The organism is Marinospirillum minutulum DSM 6287 (assembly GCF_000422325.1).
In the GTDB taxonomy this organism is placed as follows: domain Bacteria; phylum Pseudomonadota; class Gammaproteobacteria; order Pseudomonadales; family Halomonadaceae; genus Marinospirillum; species Marinospirillum minutulum.
The window spans coordinates 45,473-67,595 of record NZ_AULO01000014.1 but is presented as its reverse complement, the minus strand read 5'-3'; the positions used below and the strand labels follow the sequence as shown (position 1 = coordinate 67,595).

Below are 22,123 nucleotides of genomic sequence, written 5' to 3'. Positions count from 1 at the left end.
AATGCTGGCCTTATTTGCTGGGTAGGTAGTCGGGTATTGGTGCACCTTTATCAAACTCAATTTCAAATTTACGCAAGCGCAAAGTGGCTGGGTAATATTCAGCTTCAACTTTGTTGTTTTGTTGGTCATAACCTTTAATTTCATAGCAGCCATCGTCTACTTTAATTCGGTTAACTGTCCAACCAGCCGTTTCTAACATTTGGCTTAAGTTCTCTTTAGGTTGCCAGTTTACTACTGGGTCTTGGCAATCTTTGCTAGCCAAGGCAGTTCCTGCCATTAGGCTGCTAGCGACTAGGGTGGTAACGAGTAATAACTTTTTCATGACTTTCTCCTTCTAGGTTGGAGTAGTAAGTCTAAGTTGCGAAGCTTACCCTAACCTGAAGAAAGCAATTTTTTTATCTTTTTTTTGCCTTAAGCTGGCTGTCAGCTTGAGCTGCTAAACTTAAAGAAACTAGGATTAAAAGAGGTGCGTTGATGCGCTTATTATTAGTTGAAGACTCAGTTTCTTTAGGTGAGGCGGTTAGGGAACAAATAACGGATACAGGTTATGCAGTGGATTGGATGCAGTGTTTAGCCCATGCACAAACCAGTGTTGCAACCACTGATTACGATTTAATTTTGTTGGATTTGTTGCTACCAGATGGTAAAGGACTCGATTTTTTAAAAGAGCTGCGCCAAGCTGGTAATACTACACCAGTTATAATTTTAACGGCTTTAGACCAGTTAACAGACCGTATAGCAGGGTTAAATGCGGGTGCCGATGATTACCTTGTTAAACCTTTTGATTTAGAAGAATTATCTGCACGAGTTGCTGCGGTTGCTCGGCGCTCTAGTGGCAACCCCAGCCCTATTATCCAGCTAAAAGACCTAAAAGTTGATTTGGTTAGTTGCACAATTACTCGTGGTGAAACGTGCATCAATTTAACCGCTAAAGAGTGGGCAGTGTTTGAAGCACTTTTACAGCATTTGGGTGTGTTGCTATCTCGCACTCAGCTTGAAGATAGCCTTTATGCTTTTGGTGCAGAAATAGAAAGCAATGCTGTTGAAGTGCATATAAGTCGGTTAAGGAAAAAGTTAGGGCATGACCTAATAGAAACTGTTCGAGGTATGGGTTATCGACTGGTTAAACAATGAAATCTAGGCCAATCAGTTTGCAGCGTCGCTTAGGGGTAGGACTAACCTTAGGTTTGGTTGTGTTATGGTTGACAATAACCTTATTAATAGCCGCTATGCTGACTAAAACGCTTAACAAAGCTTTAGATAGCTCACTTGAAGAAGTCGCCCAGCGAATGTTGTCTTTAGCAGTAGTAGAAATCCTTAACCGTGAAACCCCCGATCTACTCCAGCAAGTTGTTGCTTTACACCCCCACGATGAATACATCACCTATCTGGTGCGAAGTGCTGATGGAACCCCCTTGCTGCAATCCCACGCTGTAGATGCAGCAGTTTTTCCTGCTAAACCTCAGTTAGGCTTGCGTACTAGAGCAACCCATCGGCTTTATGGTGCAAGTGCCGTTAGTGGCACTATTTTTATTGAAGTAGCAGAGCCTTTAGCTTCACGCAATCAGGCATTAAGGCAGTCATTAAAACTTTTGCTTTTACCTTTAATTTTTTTAGTACCCCTTAGCCTGTTGGGTATTTGGTTATTTGTTGGTTATAGCCTAGGTGGGGTGAAGGCTTATCGTAATGCGCTGGAAGCACGAGGTGCGAATGATTTAACACCAGTGGTTGCAAATAATTTGCCCACTGAAATTCTACCTATTGCTGAGGCGGTGAATCATCTCTTAGCAAGGCTGCGATTTACCCTAGAAGCAGAACGTAGTTTTACTGCCAATAGCGCCCACGAGTTACGCACACCCTTGGCGGCAGCTTTGGCACAAGTGCAGCGCTTACGCCATGAAGCCCCTAATAGCACTTTTAAAGAGCAGATTATACGCATTGAAAAATCACTAGAAGAGCTGGCAAATCTATCTGAAAAATTACTGCAATTGGCTAAGGCTGACCTAGGTGAATTTTTGGTTGCAACACCTTATGACCTAGGTCAAATACTAGGCTATCTGGTTGATGAGTTAAGTTTAGAAGCTAAAGCTAGGGTTAAATTATTTTTGCCTGAAGCAAAGCAAGTTACTTCGCTTGTCGACCCTGATGCCTTGGCTATTTTAATGCGTAATTTGATTGAGAATGCCTTAAAACATGGTGCAGCAAATCAGCCAGTGGAAGTTCATCTAACGATTGAAGGTGTTTTGCGAGTTATTAATGCAGGGCCAATTGTGCCAGCAGAAGATATGCAGCATTTAACAGAACGTTTTGTGCGCTCCAAAACTTTGGCCAGTGGTTCAGGCTTAGGTTTGGCTATAGCTCAGACTATCGCTCTTGGCGTTGGTACTAAGCTGGTGCTTTACTCACCTGCGAGGGGGCGTGAAGATGGCTTTGAAGCTAGTTTAAAATTGCTGTGATAATTTACAGCAATTGAACTAATTTCAAACAGCAAAAACAATAAAACCGAGCTAAGCTCGGCTTTATTGCAGTAACCTTTAGGGTAAAAAAAGCTACTTACTAGCCTTGGGCTTTTAGCTTCAGGCGGCTGCGATGCAGAACAGGTTCGGTGTAGCCATTGGGTTGAGCACGACCGTCAATGACCAGTTCAAGTGCTGCTTGAAAAGCAACGGATGCATCGAAGTCTTTATGCATAGGCACATAGATAGGGTCGGCAGCATTCTGCTCATCTACTACTTTGGCCATGCGCTTAAGGGTTTCAATCACTTGTTCTTTACTGCAAATGCCGTGGTGTAACCAGTTGGCAATATGCTGGCTAGAAATACGCAGGGTAGCACGGTCTTCCATAAGGCCAATATTGTTAATGTCCGGCACTTTAGAACAACCTACACCTTGGTCAACCCAGCGCACTACATAACCTAAAATACCCTGAGCATTGTTATCGAGTTCTTGCTGAATTTCTTCAGCTGACCAGTTAGGATCAGTTGCTACAGGAATAGTTAGTATGTCATCTAGGTTGGCACGTTCACGAGATTTCAGCTTTTCTTGTACTTCAGCTACATTCACCTGATGGTAATGCAGGGCGTGTAAAGTAGCAGCAGTTGGCGAAGGAACCCAAGCAGTATTAGCACCCGCTTTAGGGTGACCAATTTTTTGCTTCAACATTTCTGCCATTAAATCGGGCATAGCCCACATACCCTTACCAATTTGGGCACGGCCTTTTAAACCAGTGCTTAGGCCAATATCCACGTTCCACTGCTCGTAGGCTTGAATCCAGCTAGAGGTCTTCATATCGCCTTTGCGAATCATCGGGCCGGCTTCCATAGAGGTATGCATTTCATCACCAGTACGGTCTAAAAAGCCAGTATTAATGAAGGCAACACGGTCTTTTGCAGCACGAATACAAGCTTTTAAGTTCACTGTAGTACGGCGCTCTTCATCCATAATGCCCATTTTTAGGGTGAAGCGTTCTAGGCCAAGTAGGTCTTCAACCTTGCCAAACAATTCATCGGCAAACTCAACTTCTTCTGGGCCATGCATCTTGGGCTTAACTATGTACATGCTACCAGTGCGTGAGTTGGTCAGTTGGTTTTTACCTAACAAGTCATGCTTAGCAATGAGCGCGGTTACCGCACAGTCCATAATGCCTTCTGGAATTTCTGAACCGTCTTTTAGCAGAATCGCAGGGTTGGTCATTAAATGACCGACATTACGAATAAACATTAAAGAGCGACCCGGTAGCGTGAAGCTTTCACCCTGAGGGTTGGTGTAGTCACGGTCGCCATTCATTTTACGGGTAAACGTTTTACCGCCTTTAGATACAGGCTCTTCTAAGTTGCCCTGCATTAAACCTAACCAGTTGCTGTAAGCAAGGGTTTTGTCTTCAGCATCAACCGCTGCAACCGAGTCTTCACAGTCCATAATGGTGGTCAGTGCAGCTTCCATTAAAACGTCTTTAACACCGGCAGCATCAACCTGACCGATATGGTGGTTAGGGTCGATTTGAATTTCAAAGTGCATACCGTTGTTTTCTAACAAAAGGCTGCTTGGCTGGTTTGCTTCGCCAGTAAAACCTTTAAGCTGCGCTGGTTTTTTTAGACCAGTAGTTTTGCCATCTTTTAAGCTAACACTTAATTGACCATCAGCCAGGGTGTAGCCAGTTGCATCTTTATGGCTAGCGCCTTCAAGTGGTGCACTTTGGTCTAAAAAGTCACGCGCAAAGGCAATCACTTTTTCGCCACGCACAGGGTTATAGCCTGGACCTTTATCAGCGCCGTTATCTTCGGGTAGTGCATCAGTGCCGTAAAGGGCATCATACAAACTACCCCAGCGCGCATTCACCGCATTTAGCGCAAAACGTGCGTTAGTAATAGGCACAACTAATTGTGGACCCGCTTGTAGGGCAATTTCAGTATCAACTTTAGCGGTACTGGCTTGGAAATCTTCGCCTTCTGGCTGCAAATAACCAATTTCAGTTAAAAAGGCTTTATAAGCAGTAAAATCAAACGTACCTTTGTTGGCTTGGTGCCAAGCATCAATTTTGGCTTGTAGCGCATCACGTTTTTGTAAAAGAGCAATGTTTTTAGGAGCCAGCTCGTGAACTAGGATGTCTAGTCCGGCCCAAAAAGCGTCACTTGTAATTCCGCTACCTGGAATGGCTTGTTCATTAATAAAATTATAAAGCGTTTTGGCGACCTGAAGTCCGCCGGTTTGAACGCGATCAGTCATGTAAAATCGCCTCTTGGCTAGGTGGATTAATGAATAGTTAAAATCTGTAAACTTGCTAGAAACTAGGGCTAACGCACTGTTTTATGTAGTAAATTTACAGGAAGTCTCAATTCGGTAATCTGAAGAAGATACAGCAATTTAGCAGGAAATACACCCTGCCTTTAGGTGAAGGGGTGTTGTAAAATTTTGACAAAAATAAACTGAATCAAGGAGTATTTAATGCTGTGTGCCGACTTTAAAGTAAGGCTTAGGCTTTGGCCGAGTAGTTTTATGGCTGCTCAGTGGATGGATGAACTACCCGAAGACTATGCTGCGTATTTAAAGTTTTATCAGCTAGCCCATAAAAAAGACTTAAGTGGAATGGTAAAAGCACGAGCGGGGTGGATAATACTCAACCAAGAACGCGTGTGGGCGCAAGCATTCCAGCCCAAACTAAATGCTGGGCAAGCACAAGGAACCCTAGTGCATTTACATGGGTATTATGACCACGGTGCCAGCTACCCCTCTTTGCAGCGCTGGGCACTTAAAAATCATTTGTACTATTTAACCGCAGATTTGCCTGGGCACGGCTTATCAAGTGGCGAAAGGGCAAGTATTGAAAGCTTTGCTGATTATCAGTTATTGCTTAATTTTTTAGTTAAGGTTTTAAAAACCGAGAATTTTCCACGGCCCTGGTTGCTAAGTGGTTTTTCAACGGGTGGAGCAATAGCAGTTGAGCACCAATTAACTAAGCCTAGCTTTGACCAGCTGCTCTTACTAGCCCCGCTTATAAGACCTGTAGCTTGGCAAGAAAAACTGGTTAAGTGGTTATGGTTACCTAGCTTAATTATAAAAAAACTACCCAGAAAATTTACTGCCAATTCAAATGACCAGGCTTTTTTAAAGTTTGCTAAACAACAAGATTGTTTGCAAAGTAGGCAATTACCTTTAGCTTGGATTAGCGCTTTAGGGCGTTGGATTAAATTGATAGAAAAGACTAAACCAAGAGAAGTGGAAGCTTTAATTATACAGGGTGATGCAGATTCAACCGTAGACTGGCAATATAACCTAGGTGTACTACATAGGTTGTTACCCAAAGCAGTAACCCAAGTTATAGAAGGTGGAGCGCATCAACTACTAAATGATGCACCAGTACAGCGCTCCCAAGTCCTTGACTGCCTAGATAAATGGCTAACTAAAATTAAAGAGAGAGAAAGTGATGAATAAAATTTGGATTGCTTTGGCTTTAGCTACAGCACTTTTATTTACTGGTTGCTCTAGTGTAGATCCAATCAGTAAAGAAAAGCGTGCAGTTTACGAAGAACAGAAAAAACGTGAGGCAATTGATAGATCACAAAGGGAAGCCGATGCAGGTGGTCGAAGACTAGATAAAGCAATTAAAGATTAATTGCTATAAAACATGGGAAGTGGAAATGGTAAAAGTAAAAGTGGCTAGATTTATTTTAACCTGCTTGGTACTAATACTAGCCTCAGGTTGTGCGAGCCATTCTAATAAAATGGACGCTGCCAAAACACTCATACGTTATGGTGAATATGCAGCAGCAGCGGAAGAAATTAATGGTTTATTAGATGCTGATCGTAATAAGTTATTAAAAGAAGTTGAGTTAGGCGTTTTAAATCAGCTAAAAGGTGATTATTTAACAAGCTTGGCACATTTGGAAACAGCAGACGAGCTTGCTGATGAGTTATATACCATCAGTTTTGGGGACCTAGCAACACGAGCCTCAACCAATGCAACCTTTGTTACCTACCGTGGCAATATTGTTGAGCGGGTATATATCAACTATTTTAAAATGTTAAATTATTTTTATTTGGCAGACGCAGCCACATCTGCCCAAGAAAAACAGCAGCGATTAGATTCTGCTCGAGTAGAAGCTCGACGTGCGATGATTCTTTTAGATGAAAATGTTTTTAAAGTAGGTGACTATGCTGTTGCAGAAGAAGAAAAACAATCAGCTTTATATAAGTTGCAACAGGTTTTTGCAGCAGTTAATGGCAGTGTTGTAAACCCTAAAGAATTAGCCTTTAGAGACAATGCTTTTAGCCATTATATTATAGGTACTTTATTCGAAAAAATAGGTGAAAAAGACTCAGCTAGAGTTAGCTATGAACGAGCTGCCAAGTTGTATGAGCAAGGCTATGTTAAACAGTACAAGCTAGACAAACAGGTAACCAACCAAGCTTGGTATGCTACGGCACTTATGCTTAAAGCAAGGGGTGATAATCGCTGGCATAACATTGCCAAAGATAAGTTGAATACTGATCAACGCAATGAATTAAATCGTTCAGCAGAAGGTCAGGGTCAGCTGGTTGTCATCCAGGAAGTTGATATGATTGCCCCGCGAGGCGAGCTTAATCTTTGGGTGGTTATTCAAAATAATCGTTTAATTATTCGTCCAGTGATTACTGGTACACCTAAGGAAAGAGCTTACCAGCTTGCTTGGTTCTATTATTTGTATGCAGACAAAGGGTTGCTGGGTGTTATTGAAAGAATTAGTGCCGAGGATTACTTAGGATTATTAACATCAAGTCATGAAAAGATATTGCCTATTCCTGGTGTGATGCGATCCACTCTGGAGTCAACAGGTTTGCTTGAAGCCATGACAACGACCGGCATACGTCTAAGTGTTCCTCTGTTGTATTATGAAGAGCTCCCTGTAAAAAAAAGTTATTTAGAAATAAATGGAGAAAACCAAGGCAACTTAATTTTAGCTGATAATGTTTCTGGCTTAGCCATGGCTCAACACCTAGTAGGTGCTCAAGCTGAACTAACCAATGCTATGGCTGTAGAGGCTTTGCGCTTATCGCTATGTATACAAGCCGGTGCACCTGCACCTCTTTGTGCGTTAGCAGCGGGTGCTAGTACATCAGCCGATACACGCTCGTGGCTAACTCTGCCCTATGAAATACGTACCTTACGTGTGGAGCTACCAGCAGGTCAGCATAAACTTAGCTTAGTAAGTGATGTAAATGGCTACCAAGTAGAACAGCTAAAAGAAATTAAAATTAAAGCTAATGAAGTTCATTTGGTTCGGTTACGCACCTTTGCTATTAACCCTAATGGAGCTGTTCCTAAAAGTGTTCAAAAGGCACGGGGTGCAAACAATATTGAATTAATTAAAACAGAGCAGACTATTGTTACTTCTAATGGAGAGTGAAATGAAAAAATCAGGTTTTACATTCAAGCTACTGGTACTAATGACCAGTTTAATAGTGTTTGCTTTAACTGGTTGCGGCGGTACTAAAGTACAACGCCTAGATGCAACGCAGGAAGTTGCATTAACCGATCGCTGGAATGCAACAGACTCACGCTTGGTTTCTGAAGAAATGATCGATGATATGTTGTCCTTTCCTTGGATTAATCGCTGGGCGCAGGCTAACTCAGACCGTAACCGTCAACCTACTGTGCTAGTAATGAGCGTACGTAACCGTTCACATGAGCACATAGCAGTTGATACTTTTATTAATGATTTACGCCGTGCGATGATCCGTTCAGGTCGAGTTGATTTTGTTGCTGGTGGCGATGTTAGAGATGCGTTGCGTGAAGAGCGTAAAGATCAAGAATTTAATGCTACCGCTGATACTGCAGCCCAGTTAGCAGCAGAACATGGAGCTAATTTTGCTTTGTCTGGCTCAATTGACTCTTGGGTAGACCAGCTAGATGGTACACGAGTCACCAATTACCAAATTGACTTAACCCTAATAGATATTCAAACAGGTAGGCAGGTTTGGATGGGGCAGAAAAAGTTACAAAAACAACAGACACGTAGTAAATTCGGGTTTTAAGTAATGCTAACTATAAATAAGCCGTACTACCTATTATTGGTCGGTGTGCTCCTCTCTTTTGGTTTGCTTGGTTGTAGTGCAAGTCAGTCTCAGAAGCAGCTAGTTGCTGAAAAAGGACAAGCAATTAGCGTTAAACCAGGATGGATACACCAGCCACCTCAGCGATTAGGCTATGCCTATGGTGTAGCCAGTTCAGAAATCTACGGTTCAGAAGCTAGAGCACTTGAAACTGCCAGTGAAAAAGCTAAAGCAGATTTGTTGTCTACTATTCGTGTTGAAATAGGTAGTTCAACTGTCTACCAGAAAAGTGCTGCTATGGAATTTCAGGGAGGGATGACACTAAAAGAGAACTTGAATCAGGAAATTAGCAGTAAAATACCTAGTGTAGAACTTAGCGGCATTAAGGTTTCTGAAACCTGGGTAGATACAAAAAATAAAGAAGCCTGGGCTTTGGCAGAGCTAAACACACAGGATGCAGCTCAGCAACTTTTATTGCAATTGACCCAGCTAGAAGAGCGTCTACTTCAACGAGGAACCTTACCTAAGGCTAGCAAGTTAGAGCGTATTCGTTATTTGAAACCCAGCTTACAAGAGTTAGCTGAACGTCGCCAAATCTTGCAGCAATTAACTTTTTTAGGTGCTGCGACACAAGTAGACGCTGCAAGGGTGCAAGCTGTAGAAAAAGTAGAAGTTGAAATTACACAGCTTTTAGCTAGTTTAGGTGTTGAGTTGCAACTAACTACAAATGAAGCAAAAGCTTTACAGGCTAAATTAGCTAGCGCTTTAACTAATTTAGGTTTTAATCTGGTTAACAGTGATTCAGACTTGCGCCTTGTTATACAGTTTAAAAGCAATAAGCTAGAACGAAATGGCTTGAGCTATGTTGATGTAAACGCAAGTGCTCAAATAAATAGTGCAAATAACCGTACTTTGCATGTTATTAATGCAGCAGCACGAGCAGTGTCATCAGAGTTAAATGTTGCAAAGAATAAAGCAGAAAATGAGTTGGCGGAGAAATTAGCTAGCTCTTTAATTGAAAGCTTGTATGAAAATCTTTAACGATGTAGTGGTAAATAATTAAACTGATTTAAATTAAGGAAAAATCATGAAAAAGAATATTTTTTCTCTATCTGCTTTAGCATTTACTTTTGCAGTAATGGCAGGTTGTGGTGACAAACAAGTAGCTCAACAACCAACAGAGCCTGTAAAACCTACTTTTGTAGAGCATTGTGAATATAAACCAGGTATTCAAGCTCCTGAGTGGTATTGTTCACCAAACATTGAAGGGGGCCTGGCAGCAGTAGGCGAGGCTAAGCCTAATGTTGCTCGTGATAATAATATGCAGCGTACTATGGCTATGGCCAATGCTCGTGATGCGTTAGCACGTCAAACACAGGTTAAAGTTCAAAACTTGTTAACTAACTGGTCGCGTGCCACTGGTGCAGGCGAAAACCAAACTTATGAAGCCAACTTTGAGAATGTTTCACGTCAAGTTTCTCAGCAAACATTGGAAGGCAGCCGCCAGTTAAAGCGTTGGCTTACTCCTGATGGAACCTTGGTTTTATTAGTAGGTGTATCTGATTCAGCTAGCGTTAAAGAAGGCCTAAAAACTAGCCTTAAAAATGAGGAAGCTTTATGGCAGCAATTCCAAAGCAAACAAGCTTTGGAAGAGCTAGACAAACAAATGGATGCAGAGTTTAAATAGTAGGCTGTATACAGGGCAGCTAAGCTGCCCTTTTTTATAGATAAATAGTGTAACCCTAAATTTTCAAAAGACAGGAGAGCAATAGAATGGATAGAAGGCGTTTTTTACAAGGATTGAGTTCATTAGTGGTACTTTTTCCATTAAACCCAATATTGGCAGCGTCTCCTAGTTTTGAAGATTTTAAAAAACAGCAAAGTGATGGCTTTGCTAACTACCAAGCTGAATTAGAGCGTGATTTTGCTAACTACCAAAAAGCCATAGATGAAGAGTTTGGTAAGTTTAAAGGTCAGGTTAAAAAAGTTTGGGGCGATGAAGAAATCGGCTCACCCACTGTTTTAGTGCAGTACTCCAAAGACTTAAAATCTAGAACGATTATCGATTTTGAAAAAGGCACCATGACAGTTGAGCTAGTTGCTGCCGAGAATGCCGAAGGTATGGGTTCTAAAGTACGTCAAGCACTGGTTGACTCAGCTGGCGCTAGTGTAAAAGAGGCTTATGACCAAGACCCTCTATTACAAAAATTAGAAAAGCGTTTAAACACAGAAGTAGCTAATCAAGAAAAAGGTAAAGCTAAACGAGAGCCGGTTATATCTGATGTGCTTACGGGAAAAGCTAACCCAACTAAGCAGCAGCTTGAAGCTTCGGTTGTTCAAGCAGCACAGCAAGGCACGGCAACAACTCGTAGCACGCCCCAAGCAGGGCAAAAGGTTTTTGCTTTTAGTATTCCTTTAAATAAAGTGCGTATAAGTAATAAATCACAGCAGTTTATGCCAGCCGTTAAAAAATACTCTGCTAAAGAAAAAATTGATCCAGCGCTAGTGCTAGCCATTATGCACTCAGAAAGTGCTTTTAACCCTATGGCAAAATCTCATGTGCCAGCTTATGGTTTAATGCAAATAGTGCCCGTTTCAGCAGGAAAAGATGCCTCAGAAAAAGTTTATGGCAAGCAGCGTTTGTTATCACCTTCTTATTTGTACAATAGTGATAACTGTATAAAAATGGGCTGTGCCTACTTAAATATTCTTTACTATCGTTATTTAGTAAAAATTGAAAATAAAGAAAGTCGAACCTATTGCACCATTGCTGCCTATAATACAGGCGCAGGTAATGTTGCTAAGGCTTTTGGAGCAGGTACAAGCATGGCACGAGCGGCCAAAACTATTAACCGCATGTCACCCCAACAAGTTTATAATAAGTTAGTTAAAGATTTGCCCTATGCAGAAACGCGCAACTATATGAAAAAAGTAACGCCTAGGTATAAAGCTTATCAGGCACAAGTTTAGAAGCTGTTTGGTTAAAAATTAAATATAAAAAAACCGCAGACTATTATAAGCTGCGGTTTTTTGTTTAAGACAAGCCTAGAACAATACGCGGCTACGCACTGTGCCCTTAACATTTTTTAAGGCTTCTAATGCTTGCTGGCTGTACTCACGGTCAACATCCACCACGACATAACCGACTTTTTCGTTAGTCTGTAGGTATTGGCTGCTAACGTTAATGCCATTTTCAGAAAGCACACGGTTAACCTCAGACAGCACTCCAGGAATATTTTCATGGATGTGTAGTAAACGGTGCTTGCCAGGGTGAGCAGGTAAAGCAACTTCAGGGAAGTTAACCGCAAAAGTTGTGGTGCCATTATCACTGTAACGTATTAGCTTCTCAGACACTTCCTTACCAATATTGGCTTGGGCTTCTAGGGTAGAGCCACCTATGTGCGGTGTCAGAATTACGTTGTCTAAACCGCGTAGTGGGCTAACAAACTCATCATCGTTACTGCGAGGCTCAACAGGGAAAACATCAATCGCTGCACCCGCAAGATGGCCTGATTTTAATACATCGGCTAAATCTTCAATAACAACTACTGAGCCACGAGAAGCATTAATTAAATGTGCGCCTGCTTTCATTTTGCCAAGTTGTTCAGCAGCAATCATCCACTTAGTAGAGTTAAGCTCAGGCACGTGCAAAGAAACCACATCAGATTCAGCAAGCAACTCATCTAAGGTATCTACTTGGCGCGCATTACCCATGGCTAATTTGGTGACTACGTCATAGTAAATAACTTCCATGCCTAGGCTTTCAGCTAAAACAGAAAGCTGCGAGCCAATATTACCGTAACCCACAATACCTAGTTTTTTGCCACGTACTTCATAACTGCCTTCTGCAGATTTAATCCAGCCACCTTGATGGCACTCACGGCTTTTATGAGGAATGCCACGCATCAACATGATCATTTCACCTAGTACCAACTCAGCAACTGAGCGTGTATTAGAATAGGGAGCATTAAACACAGGAATACCGCGAATCAAGGCGGAGTAAAGTTCAACCTGGTTAGTTCCTATGCAAAAGCAGCCAACAGCAACTAGTTTTTTAGCAGCGGCAAACACTTCTTCAGTTAATTGGGTGCGAGAACGAATACCCACAAAGTAGGCATCTTCAATTGCTTTTAGTAAATCAGCTTCAGATAAAGATTTGGGGTGATATTCTATGTTGGTGTAACCACTAGCCTTGAAGTTATCAACAGCAGTCTGGTGAACGCCTTCAAGCAGCAGAATTTTAATCTTGCTTTTATCAAGTGAGGTTTTAGGCATGAGAGGTCAGTGTCCTGATATAAGAGGTAGTACTAAGGTGGAAAAAATACGGGCAGGCAAGCCAGCCTTAACGCAGCTATGTTACCATATCAAGATCAATATGCAGCCCCCAGACAAAGATTACCTAGGTGAATTTAACGCGCATTTAAACTGCATTTCATTCAACCTATGATTTGATTATTACCTTATAAAGAGCCGCCGAGATGACACCCGAGCAAATTAAGTTAGCCCTTGAAGCCCAGATTGGAAAAGATAGAGTGCGCCTAGATGGTGAGGCGCTTGATATTTACGGTCGTGATTGGACTAAAATTCACTCACCTAACCCACGTGCTATTGCCTTTCCTCGCACTACTGAAGACGTACAGAAAATTGTTCAATTTGCTAACGAAAACCAAGTTTCTATTGTGCCTTCTGGTGGTCGAACAGGGCTTTCTGCTGGTGCAGTAGCCTCCAATAACGAACTGGTTATTGTGATGGACTATATGAATAAAGTTGTAGACTTTAATCCCATTGATCGCAGTGTCACCGTTCAAGGTGGCATGATAACCGAGCAGCTTCAGGCGTTTGCTGAAGAACAAGGCTTATACTACCCTGTCGACTTTGCTTCAGCAGGCTCTAGTCAAATTGGTGGCAATATCTCGACTAATGCTGGTGGTATTAAGGTTATCAAATATGGCATGACCCGTGACTGGGTATTGGGTTTAACCGTGGTAACTGGCAAGGGTGAAATTTTAAACCTGAACAAAGGCCTAATTAAAAACAACACGGGTTACGATTTACGCCACCTATTTATTGGTGCAGAAGGCACGCTAGGTATAATTACTGAGGCCACCATTAAGCTAACGCGTACACCCAAAGATTTAACCGTAATGGTTCTAGGTGTACCTAGTATGCCAGCGGTAATGGAAGTGCTAAAAACCTTCCAAAACAGCTTAGATTTAACTGCTTTTGAATTTTTCTCAGAAAATGCACTGGCTAAAGTAACCGCACATCATCAGCTACAACGCCCCTTTGCAACAGCGACACCCTATTATGCTTTACTGGAGTTTGAAGCAGAGAATGAAGGTGTAATGGATAGTGCTATGGAGTTGTTTGAAGAATGCATGGAAAATGGCTGGGTAGAAGACGGCGTTATTAGCCAGAATGAAACGCAGCTACAAAACTTGTGGAGTTTGCGCGAATTTATTTCAGAAACCATCAGTCATGAAACGCCCTATAAGAACGATCTTTCAGTCATCGTTTCTAAAGTGCCAGAGTTTTTACAAGCCGTTGATAGCTTTGTAGAAGAAACCTACCCAGGTTTTGAAATTGTCTGGTTTGGCCACATAGGTGATGGTAATTTGCACCTAAATATTCTAAAACCTAAAGACATGGAACAAACAGAATTCTTTGAAAAGTGCCACCAAGTAAGCGCCAAGGTGTTCACTATAACTCAAGCCTTTGGTGGCAGTGTTTCAGCAGAACATGGCGTAGGCTTGGTTAAAAAAGACTTTTTACACTTCAGTCGTAGCCCAGAAGAAATTCTGTATATGAAAGCCATTAAAAATGCCTTTGATCCAAACAAAATAATGAACCCAGGCAAGATGCTGGATAGTTAAAGGAAGTTTCCCTTGAGCAGTGAACAGCCTAACTTTGAACAATTGATGCAGCAGCTAGAAACCTTGGTTGCCAGCATGGAAACGGGTGAACTGAGCCTAGAAGCTTCTTTGCAAGCTTATGAGCAAGGTGTACGCCTAACCCGCCTGTGCCAGCAACAGCTAACCCAGGCAGAGCAGCGAGTATTTAGTCTGCAAGAGCAAAAAGGGCAAGTCAGTTTTGAGCCACTGAACATTAAGCCTCAAGCAGGAAATATTTAATGAAGCTAGAAGAACTCACTAGACTTTACGCCACACGTGTTGATGCTGCGTTAGCTAAGTTGCTTACAGAAACGGCTGGTCCTAGTGCCCTATTAAAAGAAGCGCTAGAGTACAGCCTGCTTAATGGTGGTAAGCGCCTACGCCCACTCTTGGTTTATGCCACGGGTCAGGCTTTAGGTGCTGATTTAATTCACTGTGACAAACCCGCCATGGCAGTCGAACTTATTCATGCCTACTCCCTAGTGCATGACGATTTACCTGCCATGGATGACGATGACCTGCGCCGTGGGCGCCCCACCTGCCATAAAGCCTTTGATGAAGCCACCGCAATTTTAACCGGCGATGCTTTGCAAACCTTGGCTTTTGAAGCCTTGGCAAGTGATCAACAGCCCGCCGCCTTAGCCATGGTGAAAACCCTAGCGCAAGCCAGTGGCACGCAAGGCATGGTGGCTGGGCAAATGCTTGATTTACAAGGTGAAGGCAAGCAATTAAGCCTAGAAGAATTACAGCGTTTACACAGCCATAAAACCGGTGCGCTTATTCGTGCCGCCGTGCGCATGGGTGGATTAGCCGCTGGCGCGAGTGCCGATGTTTTGGCAACCCTAGATATTTATGCCACCGCTTTAGGCTTGGCCTTTCAAGTACAAGATGACCTGCTAGATGTTAAAGGTGATGAAGCCACACTAGGCAAAAAAACCGGCTCAGATGCACTCTTGCATAAAGCCACCTACCCTAGCTTGTTGGGCGTTGAAGGCGCAGAACAAAGAGCGCAGGCGTTAGTTAAGCAAGCCTGCGACAGTTTGACTAATTTATCAGGTGAATGGAGCAGTCTAGTTGAGCTAGCTAACTGGTCTATTAACCGCAATTTTTAATGAGCAACTTAATTCATGTTTGATGCCCTGCCCACGCAAGCACCCTTAACGCCTTTGCTCGATGCAATTAAGCAGACAGCAGATTTAAAAAAGTTATCCGAAAGGCAATTGCTTTTGTTGGCACGAGAAGTGCGTGCTTGGTTATTGTGGAGCGTTAGCCAAACGGGTGGTCATTTTGGTGCGGGTTTAGGTGTAATAGAGCTAACCGTTGCGCTACATGCCGTATTCGATACACCAGATGATCGGTTGATTTGGGATGTTGGGCATCAGGCTTACCCACATAAAATCTTAACCGGTCGTAAAGAGTCGCTACTCACCATTCGCCAAAAAAATGGCGTGGCAGCTTTTCCTAAGCGCAGTGAGTCTGACTACGACGCTTTTGGTGTTGGCCACTCAAGCACCTCCATTAGTGCGGCTTTAGGCATGGCACTAGCTGCTAAAGCGCAGGGTAGTAAACGCCGTAGCATTGCCGTTATTGGTGATGGCGCTTTAACCGCGGGCATGGCGTTTGAAGCACTGGCACATGCTGGGCATTTACAGCCTAACCTTTTAGTAATTCTGAACGACAATGAAATGTCGATTTCAGAAAGTGTTGGCGGCATGGCAACCTACTTGGCTAGGTTGCTGGTAAGTGAACCCTTTAACCAGCTACGTGAAGGCAGTCGTCGGGTACTTTCTAAATTGCCTTTAGCTTGGGAACTAGCCCTTAAAACTGAAGAACAGGTGAAGTCTTTTATTAGCCCTAGCTCTTTGTTTGAAGAGCTAGGTTTTAATTATATTGGCCCTGTAGATGGCCATGACTTGCCTGAATTAATGGCAACACTTAAAAGCCTAAAGCATTTAAAAGGCCCGCAGTTTTTGCATTTGGTGACTAAAAAAGGCAAGGGTTTTATTCCAGCCGAGGCCGACCCGATTGGTTATCACGCCCTTAGTAAGCTAGAAAAACCAACAGTAGAACAAGCTCCCACAATTAAAAAACCCAGCTATTCCAATGTGTTTGGCCAGTGGTTGTGCGATACCGCTGCGGTGGATAAACGCTTATTAGGCATTACGCCAGCCATGCGTGAAGGCTCAGATATGGTCAGGTTTTCGCTTGAATACCCTGAAAGGTATTTTGACGTTGCCATTGCCGAACAACATGCCGTTACCCTAGCAGCAGGCATGGCATGTGAAGGTATGAAGCCGGTGGTGGCTATTTATTCTACTTTTTTACAAAGAGCCTATGATCAGCTCATTCACGATGTAGCCGTACAAAATTTAGATGTGCTTTTTGCTATCGACCGTGCCGGTGTGGTGGGCGAAGATGGCCCAACCCACCACGGTACTTTAGATATTTCATTTTTACGCTGCGTTCCAGAAATGCTGATTATGGCACCGGCTGATGAAAATGAATGCCGCCAAATGCTCACCACAGGTTATCACTACCCAGGCCCAGCAGCGGTACGTTACCCAAGAGGTAAAGGACCAGGTGTTCTAATAGAAGAAGATTTAACCAGCTTACCGCTAGGAAAAGCCCAGGTAAGACGCAAGTCGGGTAAAGAAAAGGGCAAAAAAATTGCTTTACTAGCTTTGGGTAGCCTAGTTGCGACAGCGGCAGAAGTGGCAGAAGAGCTAGACGCTACCTTGGTAAACTTACGTTTTGTAAAACCTTTAGATGAACAGCTTTTATTAGAAGTAGCAGCAAACCACGAGCTGCTAGTAACGCTAGAAGAAAATGCTCTTATGGGCGGGGTAGGCAGTGCCATTAATGAGTTTTATGCCAGCCAAAACCTACAACCTAAACTGCTTAACTTAGGTTTGCCTGATGCTTGGATAGATCAAGGTTCGCAACAAGAATTATTAGCTGATTGCGGATTAAATGCCCAAGGTATACTAGCTGCAATTCAACAGCGTTTAGCTTGATTATTTAAATCAATGCACCATACTTTTTGAATACAACTTTAAATAAACACCAGCAGGTAGGAACCTATGACTCTGACGGAACTTAAGTATATTGTCACGCTGGAACAAGAAAGGCATTTTGGGCGTGCGGCAGAGCGGTGTTTTGTTAGCCAACCTACCTTGAGTGTGGCGGTAAAAAAGCTAGAAGAAGAGTTAGGTGTTGCACTGTTTGAACGCAGCAAAAGTGCTGTGCAGCTAACGCCTATAGGCGAAAAAATTGTTGAGCAGGCACGCAAAGTGCTTGAGCAAACATCAATCATTAAAGAAATGGCGCAAGAAGGCAAAAACCAGCTAACTTCACCTTTGCGTTTAGGTGCTATTTACACCATAGGGCCTTATCTTTTCCCCCACCTTATACCCAAGCTACAAACCCTAACGCCCGAAATGCCGCTTTATATAGAGGAAAATTACACTGCTAATTTGCGTCGTAAGCTGCGTTCAGGTGAGCTGGATGCGATTATTATTGCGCTACCTTTTACTGAAGCGGATGTTGTTACACGCGAGCTTTATAGCGAACCCTTTGAAGTGCTACTACCCAAAAGTCATGCTTGGGCAAAGCGCAGCAAAATTCCCATTAGCGACTTACCCAGTGAAAAACTATTAATGCTAGGTGAGGGGCATTGTTTTAGAGATCAAGTAATAGAAGCCTGCCCCGCGTTAGAAATTAACATGAAAGACCCACGCCAAGGCTTAATTGCTGAGGGCGGTTCTTTAGAAACCATTCGTCACATGGTTGCTTCAGGCTTAGGTATTACCGTTCTACCCTACTCAGCCATAGGAATGAATCAGTACGCGCCCGATGTTTTAGCCAGCCGCCCCTTTGCAGACCCAGTGCCCTCAAGAACAGTCGCTTTAGCTTGGCGGGCTAGCTTCCCACGCCCCAAGGCTATTGAGGCTTTGGTGCAGGCAGTGGCGCAGCTTAAGTTGGTATAGTCTTATGTCAGCCCTACTGCATAACCTAGCTTTAACAGAGCTAAAAGGCGTAGGTAAAGCCTTAGAAGAAAAACTTCAGCGGCTAGGTATTCATGATATGCAGGGGCTGCTTTTTCACCTGCCCTTACGCTATGAAGACCGTACTAAAGTTAGCTCCCTTGGTAGTCTTAGAGTTGGCAGCACCGCAGTAGTAGAAGGTGAAGTGATTTCTAGCCAAGTTCATCTAGGGCGACGACGAAGTTTGCTGGTGCGTATTCGTGATGCTACGGGTTTACTAGGTTTAAGGTTTTTTCACTTTTCTGCAGCAATGAAAAAGCAGCTAGAAGTAGGAAACCAGCTACGTTGTTATGGTGAAGCTCGCCCCGGTGCAACGGGTTTAGAAATTTACCATCCCGAATTTAAAGTCTTAAATCAAAACCTAGCTGCACCTGAATTAGAACAACGCCTAACGCCGGTTTATCCCATTACCGAAGGATTTCAGCAGCAGCGTTTAAGGCAACTGGTAGAGCAAGCCTTAGGTTATTTGGCTAGCCACCCTCCACAAGAACTTTTACCGCAAGCAATTCAGCAAGAACAAGCTTTTCCACACCTAGCCGATGCACTCTTTTATTTACACCAGCCGCCCGCCGATGCTGATTTAGCCTTGCTAGAAAGCGGGTTACACCCAGCACAAAGACGCTTGGCCTTAGAAGAGTTGCTAGCTCAGCAGCTAGGCATGTTGCTTCTGCGTCAACAAAGCCGTTCGCAAGCGGCTTGTCCGCTTTTGCCTTACCAAGCAGCTGATGATATTTCTTTAGAAGAAAAGTTTTTAGCTAGCCTGCCATTTAAACCCACCAAGGCGCAAGAAAGAGTAACCGCAGAAATTTTTCAAGACCTAGAACAGCCCCACCCTATGCTGCGTTTAGTGCAAGGCGATGTTGGCTCAGGCAAAACGCTGGTAGCCGCTATGGCTTGCTTGCGTGCAATTACCGCAGGTTATCAGGCAGCTTTAATGGCACCAACAGAACTCTTAGCAGACCAGCATTTTCAAAACCTTAGCCATTGGTTAGAACCTTTAGGTTTAAAGGTTGGCTGGCTAACAGGTCGCATGAAAGGCAAGGTGCGCGAAGCTGTTCTGGCAGATCTTGCATCAGGTGAAACCCATTTGTTAATTGGAACCCACGCACTTTTTCAAGAAGAAGTGGTTTTCCAGCGATTAGCCTTGGTAGTGGTCGATGAACAGCACCGTTTTGGGGTGCATCAGCGTTTAGCCTTGCGAGACAAGGGGGTGCAAGGGCAGTTTTTACCCCATCAGTTAGTGATGACTGCAACACCCATTCCCCGCACCCTAGCGATGAGTGCTTATGCTGATTTAGATATTTCAATTATTGATGAGCTACCCCCCGGACGTCAGCCAGTAACCACCCTAGTATTACCCGATACACGCCGTAATGAAGTAATTGAAAGGGTGCGTCACGCATGTTTAGAAGGGCGACAAGCCTATTGGGTTTGTACGCTTATTGAGGAATCTGAAGCCCTAGAATGCCAAGCAGCAGAAGTAACCGCTGAAGAATTGCGTGAAGCCCTACCTGAAATAAAAATTGCCCTAGTTCATGGTCGCTTAAAAGCAGCAGAAAAAGCAGCGGTCATGGATGCCTTTAAACAAGGTGAATACCAGCTGTTAGTTGCTACCACCGTTATAGAGGTAGGTGTGGATGTACCCAGAGCCAGCTTAATGATAATAGATAATGCCGAGCGTTTAGGTTTAGCACAGCTACATCAGTTACGAGGCAGGGTAGGGCGAGGTTCCACCGCTAGCTTTTGTGTTTTAGTTTATCACCCGCCACTTTCTGCACATGGGCGAGAGCGTTTGCAAGTAATGCGTGAAACCAATGATGGCTTTATTGTGGCACAAAAAGATTTAGAAATTCGAGGACCAGGTGAGCTTTTAGGCACACGCCAAACGGGTGAAATTGAATTACGTATAGCAGACCTTAAACGTGATACAGATTTACTTGTTGGCTTACGACCTATAGCCGAACAAGTGCTTCAAAATTCACCAGAAAAAGCGCAACAACTACTGATGCGCTGGCGTGGTGACAAGGTGCGCTTTGCTCAGGTATAAGGCCTTAGTTAGTCGACTTTTTAACACTTAGCCTTTACTCTGTATCCAGTTAATTTTTTTCGATTTTATTAGTGTTTTTTAATGTAGCAGACAAGGTGGTTTGCAACTTCTTGTTATGTTTATGGGTTCAAGGAGTCGTTAATGAGTCAAGATGCCATGCAAATTAAACCAAATTACAAGCTTGCTGATTTAAACAGCGAAGATTTATTACAACGACTAGTGCCTCGCAGCCTTGCCACCCCTAACCAACTGTTAAGGAGCACCCTTCTACAAGCGGTAGATGGGTTCAATTTGCAAGCAGTTTATCCAGCACACTGTTTGCTTGATTTACAAAAGCTCAACTCAGGTGGTACTGACTGGCGTGCTCGTTCGCCAGATTATCGGCGCTCTTTATTAGCGGATTTAAAGCTACAGTCCCTACCTGCTTTACCTGGTATTTTATCCATGCCCTTGTGTGTTGATCTGCGGCATGTAAAAGGCGACTGGGTTTTTATTGAATCCGGTAATCCAGAAAAACTCTTACGTTTTACAAAAGAAGAATACCAATCACTCATTGAAGCGGCTGAAGCAGAGCAAGACAAATTTACCCTTCCCCTAACAGAAACCAGACCTAACTTAGATTATCCACAACAGGATGAAAATGAGATTCGCTCAGCAGTTGAAGCCATTACGCAACAAAGAGTAAGAGCACGTCTAAGCGAGTCGATTGAAATAGCACCTCTGCCTTTAAGTTCACGTCACTTGCTCGGTTTAAAGTCTAAAGAAGATGTGAGTGGTACAGAGCTGGCTAATGTTATCGAAATGGACCCTAGTCTAGCTTCACAGGTTATTAGCTGGGCTAATTCACCCTACTATGGAGCACCCGGTAGTATTCGCTCTATACAAGATGCCGTTATTCGGGTGTTAGGTTTTGATTTAACTATGAATCTAGCGCTTGGCTTGGCTTTATCTAAGCAAATACGTCTACCTAAAGATGGCGTGCATGGCCATAAACACTTTTGGCGAGATGCACTACTACGTGCTTTATTAGTAGAAAAGCTCGTTAGAAAAATGCCACCCTTAGCTCGACCCTATACAGGTTTAGCCTACTTAGCAGGGCTGCTACACAATTTTGGCTACCTAGTGTTAGCCGAAGTCTTTCCGCCCTACTTTTCCCTTTATTGCCGTAATCAAGAAGCCAACCCCCATGTACCTTCTATGTATTTAGAAAGGTTTTTGTTTGGTATTACCCGAGAGCAAATAGCCAGCTATTTGTTTACCACTTGGGGCCTACCTAATGAAATGTGCGTTGCGATAAGGCAACAGCACAATCCCCACTACACAGGCGAGCATTTTAAATATGCCAACCTGCTCTACCTAGCAGAACAGTATTTGCAAACCAATTGGGAACAAGGGTTAACGCGCATTCCTGCAGCCGTTTACGATCGCCTGCAATTGTCGCCAGAAGATGCCTTGGCCGTAAGGCAAGAACTAGATGAGCTACCTAGCGAGCAGATGGACGATCTAGTTAGATTGTTAGATACCACCAAGCGCTAATTTTAGCACCTAACACTTGCAAGTTAGTGAGCTTAGGATAAGAAACTGTAGAAATAACGCTGTGTTAGGACAAGACT

The 22,123-nt window shown here is 43.3% G+C and carries 19 protein-coding genes; 16 read left to right on the top strand and 3 right to left on the bottom strand.

What is annotated here, in order from left to right:
• Window positions 1–10 precede the first annotated feature (10 nt).
• Window positions 11–322, bottom strand: a complete 312-nt coding sequence (locus H571_RS0108885) for a PepSY domain-containing protein (protein WP_027848991.1) — start codon at window positions 320–322, stop codon at window positions 11–13.
• A gap of 152 nt (window positions 323–474) precedes the next feature.
• Here H571_RS0108885 and H571_RS0108880 point away from each other — a divergent pair, with 152 nt between their 5' ends.
• Complete coding sequence (locus H571_RS0108880; RefSeq protein WP_027848990.1) at window positions 475–1,134, top strand: response regulator; 660 nt, start codon at window positions 475–477, stop codon at window positions 1,132–1,134.
• Complete coding sequence (locus tag H571_RS0108875) at window positions 1,131–2,456, top strand: sensor histidine kinase (protein WP_027848989.1); 1,326 nt, start codon at window positions 1,131–1,133, stop codon at window positions 2,454–2,456. Before H571_RS0108880 ends, H571_RS0108875 begins: the two co-directional genes overlap by 4 nt.
• Window positions 2,457–2,556: 100 nt before the next feature.
• Here H571_RS0108875 and H571_RS0108870 read toward each other — a convergent pair whose 3' ends face one another.
• A complete protein-coding gene (locus H571_RS0108870; protein WP_027848988.1) occupies window positions 2,557–4,725 on the bottom strand; it encodes a malate synthase G in 2,169 nt (722 codons plus the stop codon).
• A gap of 219 nt (window positions 4,726–4,944) precedes the next feature.
• Here H571_RS0108870 and H571_RS14785 point away from each other — a divergent pair, with 219 nt between their 5' ends.
• The 7 genes from H571_RS14785 (at window position 4,945) to H571_RS14780 (ending at window position 11,499) form a co-directional block, all read left to right on the top strand.
• Window positions 4,945–5,931 (top strand): alpha/beta hydrolase, encoded by a 987-nt coding sequence (locus H571_RS14785; protein ID WP_051168257.1) that lies wholly within the window; start codon window positions 4,945–4,947, stop codon window positions 5,929–5,931.
• A complete protein-coding gene (locus H571_RS0108860; protein ID WP_027848987.1) occupies window positions 5,924–6,112 on the top strand; it encodes a hypothetical protein in 189 nt (62 codons plus the stop codon). The genes H571_RS14785 and H571_RS0108860 overlap by 8 nt, the downstream gene beginning before the upstream one ends.
• A gap of 25 nt (window positions 6,113–6,137) precedes the next feature.
• A complete protein-coding gene (locus H571_RS0108855) occupies window positions 6,138–7,883 on the top strand; it encodes a COG3014 family protein (RefSeq protein ID WP_027848986.1) in 1,746 nt (581 codons plus the stop codon).
• 1 nt (window position 7,884) lies between these two features.
• Window positions 7,885–8,511, top strand: a complete 627-nt coding sequence (locus H571_RS0108850; RefSeq protein WP_027848985.1) for a penicillin-binding protein activator LpoB — start codon at window positions 7,885–7,887, stop codon at window positions 8,509–8,511.
• A gap of 3 nt (window positions 8,512–8,514) precedes the next feature.
• Complete coding sequence (locus tag H571_RS0108845; protein WP_027848984.1) at window positions 8,515–9,570, top strand: LPP20 family lipoprotein; 1,056 nt, start codon at window positions 8,515–8,517, stop codon at window positions 9,568–9,570.
• Window positions 9,571–9,616: 46 nt separating this feature from the next.
• Entirely contained in the window at window positions 9,617–10,216 is a 600-nt protein-coding gene (locus H571_RS0108840) for an LPP20 family lipoprotein (protein ID WP_027848983.1), read from the top strand.
• A gap of 86 nt (window positions 10,217–10,302) precedes the next feature.
• A complete protein-coding gene (locus H571_RS14780; protein WP_051168256.1) occupies window positions 10,303–11,499 on the top strand; it encodes a murein transglycosylase domain-containing protein in 1,197 nt (398 codons plus the stop codon).
• 75 nt (window positions 11,500–11,574) lie between these two features.
• Here the strand turns inward: H571_RS14780 and serA are convergent, their stop codons facing one another.
• The gene (gene serA, locus H571_RS0108830; RefSeq protein WP_027848982.1) at window positions 11,575–12,804 is read right to left on the bottom strand and encodes a phosphoglycerate dehydrogenase; all 1,230 of its coding nucleotides are present in this window, start codon (window positions 12,802–12,804) and stop codon (window positions 11,575–11,577) included.
• A gap of 203 nt (window positions 12,805–13,007) precedes the next feature.
• Here serA and H571_RS0108820 point away from each other — a divergent pair, with 203 nt between their 5' ends.
• The 7 genes from H571_RS0108820 (at window position 13,008) to H571_RS14775 (ending at window position 22,046) form a co-directional block, all read left to right on the top strand.
• Complete coding sequence (locus tag H571_RS0108820) at window positions 13,008–14,402, top strand: FAD-binding oxidoreductase (protein ID WP_027848981.1); 1,395 nt, start codon at window positions 13,008–13,010, stop codon at window positions 14,400–14,402.
• 12 nt (window positions 14,403–14,414) lie between these two features.
• On the top strand, window positions 14,415–14,660 hold the full coding sequence (locus tag H571_RS0108815) for an exodeoxyribonuclease VII small subunit (RefSeq protein WP_027848980.1): 246 nt from the start codon (window positions 14,415–14,417) through the stop codon (window positions 14,658–14,660).
• A complete protein-coding gene (ispA, locus tag H571_RS0108810) occupies window positions 14,660–15,532 on the top strand; it encodes a (2E,6E)-farnesyl diphosphate synthase (RefSeq protein ID WP_027848979.1) in 873 nt (290 codons plus the stop codon). The genes H571_RS0108815 and ispA overlap by 1 nt, the downstream gene beginning before the upstream one ends.
• Before the next feature lie 15 nt (window positions 15,533–15,547).
• Window positions 15,548–17,434 carry a 1-deoxy-D-xylulose-5-phosphate synthase gene (gene dxs / locus H571_RS0108805; RefSeq protein WP_027848978.1) on the top strand — a complete coding sequence of 629 codons (1,887 nt, stop codon included), beginning with the start codon at window positions 15,548–15,550 and terminating at the stop codon, window positions 17,432–17,434.
• A 66-nt stretch (window positions 17,435–17,500) separates the two neighbouring features.
• Entirely contained in the window at window positions 17,501–18,406 is a 906-nt protein-coding gene (locus H571_RS0108800) for a hydrogen peroxide-inducible genes activator (RefSeq protein WP_027848977.1), read from the top strand.
• A gap of 4 nt (window positions 18,407–18,410) precedes the next feature.
• Entirely contained in the window at window positions 18,411–20,510 is a 2,100-nt protein-coding gene (gene recG / locus H571_RS0108795) for an ATP-dependent DNA helicase RecG (RefSeq protein WP_027848976.1), read from the top strand.
• A 141-nt stretch (window positions 20,511–20,651) separates the two neighbouring features.
• The gene (locus H571_RS14775) at window positions 20,652–22,046 is read left to right on the top strand and encodes an HDOD domain-containing protein (protein ID WP_051168255.1); all 1,395 of its coding nucleotides are present in this window, start codon (window positions 20,652–20,654) and stop codon (window positions 22,044–22,046) included.
• Window positions 22,047–22,123: the final 77 nt, after the last annotated feature.

Bases quoted from the DNA above. Each gene is read 5' to 3' on its own strand.
- H571_RS0108885 (WP_027848991.1), bottom strand. From the start codon at position 322: ATGAAAAAGTTATTACTCGTTACCACCCTAGTCGCTAGCAGCCTAATG.
- H571_RS0108880 (WP_027848990.1), top strand. From the start codon at position 475: ATGCGCTTATTATTAGTTGAAGACTCAGTTTCTTTAGGTGAGGCGGTT.
- H571_RS0108875 (WP_027848989.1), top strand. From the start codon at position 1,131: ATGAAATCTAGGCCAATCAGTTTGCAGCGTCGCTTAGGGGTAGGACTA.
- H571_RS0108870 (WP_027848988.1), bottom strand. From the start codon at position 4,725: ATGACTGATCGCGTTCAAACCGGCGGACTTCAGGTCGCCAAAACGCTT.
- H571_RS14785 (WP_051168257.1), top strand. From the start codon at position 4,945: ATGCTGTGTGCCGACTTTAAAGTAAGGCTTAGGCTTTGGCCGAGTAGT.
- H571_RS0108860 (WP_027848987.1), top strand. From the start codon at position 5,924: ATGAATAAAATTTGGATTGCTTTGGCTTTAGCTACAGCACTTTTATTT.
- H571_RS0108855 (WP_027848986.1), top strand. From the start codon at position 6,138: ATGGTAAAAGTAAAAGTGGCTAGATTTATTTTAACCTGCTTGGTACTA.
- H571_RS0108850 (WP_027848985.1), top strand. From the start codon at position 7,885: ATGAAAAAATCAGGTTTTACATTCAAGCTACTGGTACTAATGACCAGT.
- H571_RS0108845 (WP_027848984.1), top strand. From the start codon at position 8,515: ATGCTAACTATAAATAAGCCGTACTACCTATTATTGGTCGGTGTGCTC.
- H571_RS0108840 (WP_027848983.1), top strand. From the start codon at position 9,617: ATGAAAAAGAATATTTTTTCTCTATCTGCTTTAGCATTTACTTTTGCA.
- H571_RS14780 (WP_051168256.1), top strand. From the start codon at position 10,303: ATGGATAGAAGGCGTTTTTTACAAGGATTGAGTTCATTAGTGGTACTT.
- serA (WP_027848982.1), bottom strand. From the start codon at position 12,804: ATGCCTAAAACCTCACTTGATAAAAGCAAGATTAAAATTCTGCTGCTT.
- H571_RS0108820 (WP_027848981.1), top strand. From the start codon at position 13,008: ATGACACCCGAGCAAATTAAGTTAGCCCTTGAAGCCCAGATTGGAAAA.
- ispA (WP_027848979.1), top strand. From the start codon at position 14,660: ATGAAGCTAGAAGAACTCACTAGACTTTACGCCACACGTGTTGATGCT.
- dxs (WP_027848978.1), top strand. From the start codon at position 15,548: ATGTTTGATGCCCTGCCCACGCAAGCACCCTTAACGCCTTTGCTCGAT.
- H571_RS0108800 (WP_027848977.1), top strand. From the start codon at position 17,501: ATGACTCTGACGGAACTTAAGTATATTGTCACGCTGGAACAAGAAAGG.
- recG (WP_027848976.1), top strand. From the start codon at position 18,411: ATGTCAGCCCTACTGCATAACCTAGCTTTAACAGAGCTAAAAGGCGTA.
- H571_RS14775 (WP_051168255.1), top strand. From the start codon at position 20,652: ATGAGTCAAGATGCCATGCAAATTAAACCAAATTACAAGCTTGCTGAT.